Below are 239 nucleotides of genomic sequence, written 5' to 3'. Positions count from 1 at the left end.
TTGCGCAGCCGGATCTTCTGGATATACACCTCCGCTGGTACCGCCAAAAATTGCTCCCGAGAAAGCATGTGCTGGGTTACTACTAAGAGCTGCAGCCGTCAGAATACCTTTTGCTGTACCCCACATAACCCTCTGAGGCATAGTGGGAGGAGCCGTCGATACTTCCTCATCTGCGTCTTCAAAAACAAAACTTCTTAAAGGTTCACGCTTAAGTTGTTTTTCTCTGAGCTGGTTTCTTT

The 239-nt window shown here is 47.7% G+C and carries 1 protein-coding gene; it reads right to left on the bottom strand.

Annotated features, from left to right (window positions below; all coding sequences use genetic code 11):
• Positions 1-239 (bottom strand): hypothetical protein (locus tag ACY2RR_RS24695; protein ID WP_490110852.1); only part of this gene is annotated, 239 nt, incomplete at both ends.

The sequence above is a fragment of the Parendozoicomonas sp. 2304DJ65-17 genome (assembly GCF_058148445.1).
The sequence above is the reverse complement of the archived record's forward strand: the minus strand, read 5'-3'. Positions and strand labels throughout refer to the sequence as shown.